The sequence below is a fragment of the Halomonas sp. PR-M31 genome (assembly GCF_001039575.1).
Lineage (GTDB): Bacteria > Pseudomonadota > Gammaproteobacteria > Pseudomonadales > Halomonadaceae > Modicisalibacter.
Genome location: NZ_JIBT01000098.1, coordinates 1 through 6,961 on the forward strand (window position 1 = coordinate 1; position 6,961 = coordinate 6,961).

Here is a 6,961-nt window from a genome sequence, read left to right on the forward strand (position 1 = left end):
GCAGCTCGGGATCCGGCGGACGACCGAAAAGCTCCAGGGTCTTGGCTTTGGGGGTGGCGGTGAAGGCGTAGTAGCTGATGCGCTCGCTGGGGCGCCGGGAGGCCACGGCGGCATCGAGCATCATCTCGGCACTGATCTCCCCATCGTCGTCCTCTGTGGCCTCTCCTGCGGCCGCCAGTAGCGCCTTAAGCTTGCTGGCCGAGCTGCCGGTCTGGGAGGAGTGTGCCTCGTCGGCAATTACCGCGTAGTGGCCCTCGGCGAGCTGGGGACGCTTGTCCAGGGTGTCGAACAGCGCCGGGAAAGTCTGGATGGTGACGATGATGATGCGGGTGCTACTGGCCAGGGCCTCGGCGAGCTGCTCCGACTTGCTCTGGTTACCGATGTCGCGGGTGATGGGCCGAACCACGCCGTGGGCGTGCTCGAACTGGTAAATGGTGTCCTGGAGCTGGCTGTCGAGCACTGTGCGGTCGGTGACTACAATCACCGAGTTGAAGAGCTTGGTGCCATCCTCAGCGTAGAGGTTGGCCAACTGGTGGGCACACCAGGCGATGGAGTTGGACTTGCCGGAGCCGGCGCTGTGCTGCACCAGGTAACGGCACCCCGGCCCCTCAGCCAGGGTAGCCTGCACTAGGCGATTGACCACCTCCCACTGGTGATAGCGGGGGAAGATCAGCGTCTCCTTGGTATGGCGGCGGCCGTGGAAGTCTTCGCTGGTCTTCTTCTCCAGGTGCAGGAAGCGACCGAGTACCTTCAGCCAGGCGTCCGGGGCGAACATCTGTTCCCACAGGTAGGCGGTGGCATAGCTGTGCTCATCCGGTGCGGGCGGGTTGCCGGCACCGCCCTCCTCTGTGCCGCGATTGAAGGGCAGGAAGAAAGTGTCTTTGCCGGCCAGCTTGGTGGTCATGGCCACCTCGGCCTGGCTCACCGCGAAGTGGACCAGGGCGCCGCGTTTGAAGGTCAGCAGCGGCTCGGGCTTGCGGGTGACGGGATCCTTGATCGGCCGATCCTGGCGATACTGGCGCTTGGCGTTCTCCACCGTCTGCTTGAACTGGCTCTTGAGCTCCAGAGTCGCAGTCGGGATACCGTTGACGAACAGCACCAGATCGAGGCGAGGATTGTAGCTCTCGCCGCTTTTGCCCTTCTCGCGGGCGTGGGGCGAGTAGGAGACCTCCGGGACTACCCGGAGACGGTTGGCGCGGTAGCGGGCCAGCGAATCCGGGTTCATGCCGTGGTCGGGCTGGAAGCTGCACAGGTCGAACTTAACACCGGGTACCTTGAAGCCATGACGCAGCACTTCCAGCGTACCGGACTTGCCCAGCTCACGAATAACCTTCTGAATGAAGACCTGCTCGGGCGCTTGAGGGTTGGCCTTGCAGAACTTCTCCCAGCGCTCCGGCCAGGCTTCCCGCACATAACCCAGCAGATCCTCGGTGTAGAGGGCCGTGGTACGGTCGTAGCCGCTGGCTGTGCCGGCCTTCCAGCCTCCAGACACCATGGACTCGATGATGTCCTGCTGGAAGCGGGACTCCCTGCTGTCCGCCATATTATCCCCTGCGCTTGGCGTAATTTTTTGAAACAGCCTAACGGTTTAGGGAAATAAGGAGAAGTCTAATTAGAAGAATGCTTCTTCCACAGGGGGCGGACACGCCAGTCGTCAGGGAAGCCCATTTCGGCCACATTGACGGCATGGTGATCGATGAGCCCGATCAGCCGTTCCCGCCAATGATGATAGGGGTTCACCACATCCATCAGATACAGCATCAGGGTGAGGGTATTGTAGATACGTCGCGAAGCGTCGAAGGATAGAGTGTCCAGCACCGCCGCAGGCCTATCCTTGGGCAGCTTGGGAAGGAAGGTGAACTCCCGGTTCCACAGTCGGGCATGGTGAGCACACTGGTTGCGCACCGTGCTCAGATGGTGCAGCACCGATGTCAGCACGCTCTCGTCGAAGTCGTACTCACGTGCCACGGCGTTACGGTCTCGGCGCTGGCGTGTGTTGGCATACCACTGCGACAGTTGGCCGAACGTCATGATCTCCACCAGGGCCCAGATTGGAGGCAGCGGCTCATCGTAGGTGGTGCTCAGGTGGCGGATAAAAGTTTCCTGGCTGCGCCGCACCTCCCTTTCCAGGGCATGGAGCCGCTCCTCGTAGCGCCATGAACGGTGAGATGACTTGAACAGGGTCGGATCTAGGTGACAGTGAGGCCCGTGCATGTGGGCCATGTAATAAGCCCAGCGAGTGCGAATAGAGACCTCGATGCGTTCGATGGCGTCCATGACCAGCAGCCGGAACTCCCGGTCGAATACATAGAGGTTAAGCACGTCATCCAGGGTAGTGCCGGGGCGCAGGCGATGCGTCCGGTGATCGGCCTCGAAGGGCAACCAATAGGCGCCCAACCGGTAGTAGTTGAGATGACGCAGATAGTGGAGCGCCCGCTGGCGGTCCGGGACCGTCAGCCCCCGCTGGATGAGCCGGTCGAGCTGATCATCTAAGCTCAGCGGGGGCTTGTTGAACTGCAAGGCCGGCCTCCAGAAAAAAGTAACCCCCCAAGGTGCGCTTCAGGGAGAGGCGTGGGGGGTGTTGTTAGAAACAAGTATAAGGAAGCAGAGACCTGCTGCCAAGTCACATCTACCAGGTGGGCTCTGTCGCCTCCGGCTGTGCCGCTGCAGCACTTACTTGCTGGTCTTGCCACTCGCCGTAGGTCATGCCGCTGCCCTCAGCCTTCCAGGAGATGCGGCCATTGGCGCTGCGGCCGGAAACCACCGCGGCCGCGGCACTGGGGCTACTGAAGCTCTGATCCTCGTTGAAGATCCGCGTGCCATCGCTTTCCACCAGTACCCCGTCCTCGCAGAGCTGGTTATAGAGGCTCTGATAGCCGCGCTCGGTGCCGACCCAGCTACCCCGGGCCAGGGAGCCCTTGAAGACGAAGAACTCGCCATCGACTTCCTGCCCCATTGCCTTGATGCCATGGCGCGGTACTTCGAGCGTGAATCTGGGCGATTGAGGTAATGCTTCCGGCGTTTGAGCAAGCTGCTGGCTCGCCGGCGTTGGGCGCCCGCGCAGAAAATCGAAACCCAGCACCGGCAGCACGGTACGAATCTGCTCAGCGAAGAATGCCATATCGGCGCGATCGGACTCGGGCAGGTTGATGTACTCGTGAGCGGTGCCGTTGATCAGCTTGCAGCGCCCAACGTCGGCGGCGTTCTTGATCAACAGGCTTTCCAGATACTTCACGTGAGCCTTGGTCAGGTTCTGATCCTTGCTGGTGATCAGACAGACCCGTTCCCAGAAATCCTTGCCACCACCCGGCCCCGCCACTTCCGGGCGGTTGTGCTGCTTGAGGCGCGTGCTGACATCATCGCTTTCGCCGATATAGACCAGCGGACGCAGGCTGTTCTCGGGATCGGGGCCGACCAGGAAGTAGATCCCGGTGCGTCCGCACTCTGGGCGCTGGACCAGCTCGCTGAGCTTGCTGCGCGGGCCGGTAAGCACATGACCGATCCAGTTCATGATCTCGGCGGTGAGCAGGCCGTTGGGCGTGCCATCCACCAAGAAGAGTCGGATGCTGCGTCCCTGGGTCATACTGCCTCCAGGTGGGCTTCCTGCTGGGTTGATGCAGAGCCGGCTGGCGGCGTCCAGCCGCGCACGTCGATCTTGCCGGTAACGGCGGCGGAGATCAGGGCGGAGCGGCGTTCTTGAAGTAAGTCGATATTGGTCTGAGCCTCCGCCAAAAGGACATCGTGCTTGGCACTTTCTCGCTCTATAAGGCTAACGATTTCTTCTTGTTCCGTAATAGGTGGGACCAGGCATTCGATCATGCCTAACTTGCTAGCTTTGATCCCAAGGGCCGTAGACCCTGTAGCTAACGTTTCCATTCGTGCTTGGCAGCCAGTACTCATTAGCCAATACATCAGGTAGGTGTTCATCATCACTCCCTCAACCCCCCTGAATTTTACAATCCTTTGGGCCAAAGCAATGTCCGTTCGATCTATTAGCGCCACTTGACCTAGGGGAGCCTCCATGGTGAAAAGCAAATCACCGATCTCAGGCCTTCCTCTCTCCAGAAGTGACCTCGCCGACTCTGCATCCGCATACTCCCTTGATACCTCATAGTCGATTCGCCCATTACGAACATTTTTAGCTGTAACAAGAAAAACGCCATCATCAACTTTTTTCGGAGTGCGGCCACGATAGTCCACCACAGGGCCAATAAACTTCGTTAACCCACCAAGCTCCCAATGCTCCGGCACTTCTCCCAGCCACTCCACCCCGGAGTCTTTCATCGACACATCGGGATCTAGTCCCTTGGTAACGGCATGAGAGATTACCGCCAGGCGCTTCTCCTTGAGCAGCTCGATAAGGCGCTGCTGTTCCTCCACCAAGGCGTCGATGCGGGTGGTTTCATAGTCGAGGAAAGTGGCGATATGTGCCTGCTCATCAGGTTCAGGGGTAGCCAACTGAATATTGGCCAAATCTTCCTGAGCCATGCTAGGCAAAGCCGTATTGGTTGAATACTGATCAAACCTAAAGCAGGTGGCATAATAAAAAAGGAAGCGCCCATCTACTCTTGAGCTGAGCTCTGTATAGAACATCGTGTCAACAGTCCAGAATGGACCATTGATATAGAGCGGTTTATCTATTGTTCCCTTCCGCCCCAAGAGGACTGACTCACCTTTATACAGGTAGCTGTTAGCACGAGAGAACTCGCCTCCCGATCCAATTACTGGATAACCTCCTGTCTCTACCTCGACATCCTTGTAGTCTCTGCCGTTCCTGATACGGGTAAGGTGCTTCAGCCGCGGCACCTCCCAATGCGCCGGCACCTCCCCCAACCACTCGACGCCGGAGTCCTTGTATTCGGGATACCGCGGAAAGGTACTCGGGCTATCCCTGCCCTCGCCCTTCGGGCCAGTCGCTTCGCGCCTGTTCAAATTTGATCCAGACAAATTTGTCATGCCGACAGCTCCTCGATCATCTGCTTGATCCGGTCGGTACAGGCCTTGAGATCGGCGTCGATCTCCTCCAGCGGGCGCGGCGGGGTGAACTGGTAGAAGTGCCGGTTGAAGGGGATCTCGAAGCCGACGATGCCAACGCGGCCGTCCAGCGGGTCGCGCTTCTCCTCGTCGATCCAGGCGTCGGGCACGTGGGGCTTCACCTCGCGCTCGAAGTAGTCGAACACCGACTCGTCCAGCGGCACATTCTCGTTATCGCGCAGGCCGGTATCGGGCTCGGGGTTGCCCTTCTTGTCGAGGCAGATGTCTGCATCCGGGTCGCGCTCGGAAAGCGCGTTGAGGATCGCCTTCTGCGCTGGGGCGCCGACCTTCATGCCCTCCGGCAGGTGCTGCTTGAGGGCGGCTTTCAGGGCCTTGGTAAAGGCCTCACGATTGGTGAAGCGCTGCTCCGGGTCCAGGGTGGCGCAGGCGACCTTGAGCGCCTCGCGCTCGGCCTCCTCCAGCTTCTGGAGCGGCTTCTCGTCATCGAGCTTGGACAGGCGCTCGGAGCTGGCCTGGAAGTTGAGGCGCAGCGGGCGCTCCACGGTGATGCGCCGGTAGCCGAAGGCCTCCACCGGGAACAGCTTGCTCTCCTCGCTCTCCTGGCAGGCGCCGTAGAGACGCACGATCTCCTCGATGTCGCGGTCGGCGACGAACTGGCGCTTGCTGCCCAGGGACTTGCGCATCTTGCTGGCCCGGCCGGTGGCGTTGATCAGCTGCACCTGGCCGCGGCGCTCGGCGGGCTTGTGGTTGGAGAGGATCCACACATAGGTGGCGATGCCGGTGTTGTAGAAGAGGTCGGTGGGCAGGCCGACGATGGCCTCCACCAGGTCGTGCTGCAGCAGGTAGCGGCGGATCTCGGACTCGCCACTGCCGGCACCGCCGGTGAACAGCGGCGAGCCGTTGAGGATGATGCCGATGCGCGAGCCGCCCTCCTGGCGGGCGCGCATCTTGCTGACCAGGTGCATCAGGAACAGCAGCGAGCCGTCGGAGACCCGCGGCAGACCGGGGCCGAAGCGGCCGTTATAGCCTTTCTGGTTATGCTCGTCGGTGATTGCCTTCTGGACCTTCTTCCACTCCACGCCGAAGGGCGGATTGGAGAGCATGAAGTCGAAGTGCTCGCCGGGGAGCTGGTCGTCGGAAAGGGTGTTGCCGAGCTTGATCTGCTCCACCGCCTGGCCCTTGATCAGCATGTCGGCCTTGCAGATGGCATAGGACTCGGGGTTGAGCTCTTGGCCGTGCAGCGAGACGGTCACGTCCTGGCTGACCTGCTGGATGTACTCGTCGCTCTCGGAGAGGAAGCCGCCGGTACCCGCGGTGGGGTCGTAGACGGTGACGATGCCGTGGGGGCGCAGCTTCTGCTCCTGGCCGGTCAGCACCAAGGAGGTGGTCAGGTGGACAATATCTCGCGGAGTGAAGTGCTCACCCGCCGTCTCGTTGGAGCTCTCGGCGAACTTGCGGATCAGTTCCTCGAACACCAGGCCCATGCCGTAATTGGTGAGCCGCTGAGGACTCATGTCGATGGCGGCGAAGCGCTGCACCACCTGGTAGAGCAGGTTGCTGGCTCCGAGCTGCTGGACGAAGCCCTCGAACTCGAAGTGCTCGAATATCTCCCGAGCGTCCCGGCTGAACGACTGCACATAGCTCATCAGGTCGTCGGCGGTCTGGGTATCGGAGAGCGTGCCCAGGGTCAGCGGTGAGGCGTTGAAGAAGGGCTGATCCGCCGCACGCAGCAGCAGCTTCTCGCGCACGGCATCCGGCTTGGTCTGATGCTCACTGGCCGCGTCCAACACCGCCTGCTTGTGTAACCATCCCCTAAAATCGGTACATACGTCATTAGAGTTCTTCGGCCTACAATGAGGCAAACGGAGAGCGGCATGAAAAAATCACGTTACAGCGAGTCACAGATTGTCCAGATTCTGAAAGAGGTCGAGGCTGGTCGCTTGGTCAAGGAAGTTTGTCGGGAGTG

The 6,961-nt window shown here is 60.6% G+C and carries 6 protein-coding genes; 1 reads left to right on the top strand and 5 read right to left on the bottom strand.

Annotated elements, in window-relative coordinates:
* From CH74_RS17620 to CH74_RS17640, 5 genes are all read right to left on the bottom strand, one after another.
* A partial coding sequence (locus tag CH74_RS17620; protein ID WP_048308844.1) for a DEAD/DEAH box helicase family protein occupies positions 1 to 1,543 on the bottom strand: 1,543 nt, incomplete at its 3' end.
* A gap of 65 nt (positions 1,544 to 1,608) precedes the next feature.
* Positions 1,609 to 2,520, bottom strand: coding sequence for an Abi family protein (locus tag CH74_RS17625; RefSeq protein ID WP_048308845.1), 912 nt, complete (start codon positions 2,518 to 2,520; stop codon positions 1,609 to 1,611).
* Positions 2,521 to 2,629: 109 nt separating this feature from the next.
* On the bottom strand, positions 2,630 to 3,583 hold the full coding sequence (locus CH74_RS17630; protein ID WP_048308846.1) for a GIY-YIG nuclease family protein: 954 nt from the start codon (positions 3,581 to 3,583) through the stop codon (positions 2,630 to 2,632).
* Positions 3,580 to 4,956 carry a restriction endonuclease subunit S gene (locus CH74_RS17635; RefSeq protein ID WP_053070829.1) on the bottom strand — a complete coding sequence of 459 codons (1,377 nt, stop codon included), beginning with the start codon at positions 4,954 to 4,956 and terminating at the stop codon, positions 3,580 to 3,582. Before CH74_RS17635 ends, CH74_RS17630 begins: the two co-directional genes overlap by 4 nt.
* Positions 4,953 to 6,782 carry a class I SAM-dependent DNA methyltransferase gene (locus CH74_RS17640; protein ID WP_253273120.1) on the bottom strand — a complete coding sequence of 610 codons (1,830 nt, stop codon included), beginning with the start codon at positions 6,780 to 6,782 and terminating at the stop codon, positions 4,953 to 4,955. The genes CH74_RS17635 and CH74_RS17640 overlap by 4 nt, the downstream gene beginning before the upstream one ends.
* Positions 6,783 to 6,869: 87 nt before the next feature.
* Between CH74_RS17640 and CH74_RS18515 the strand changes: the two genes are divergently transcribed.
* A partial coding sequence (locus CH74_RS18515; RefSeq protein WP_082140494.1) for a transposase occupies positions 6,870 to 6,961 on the top strand: 92 nt, incomplete at its 3' end.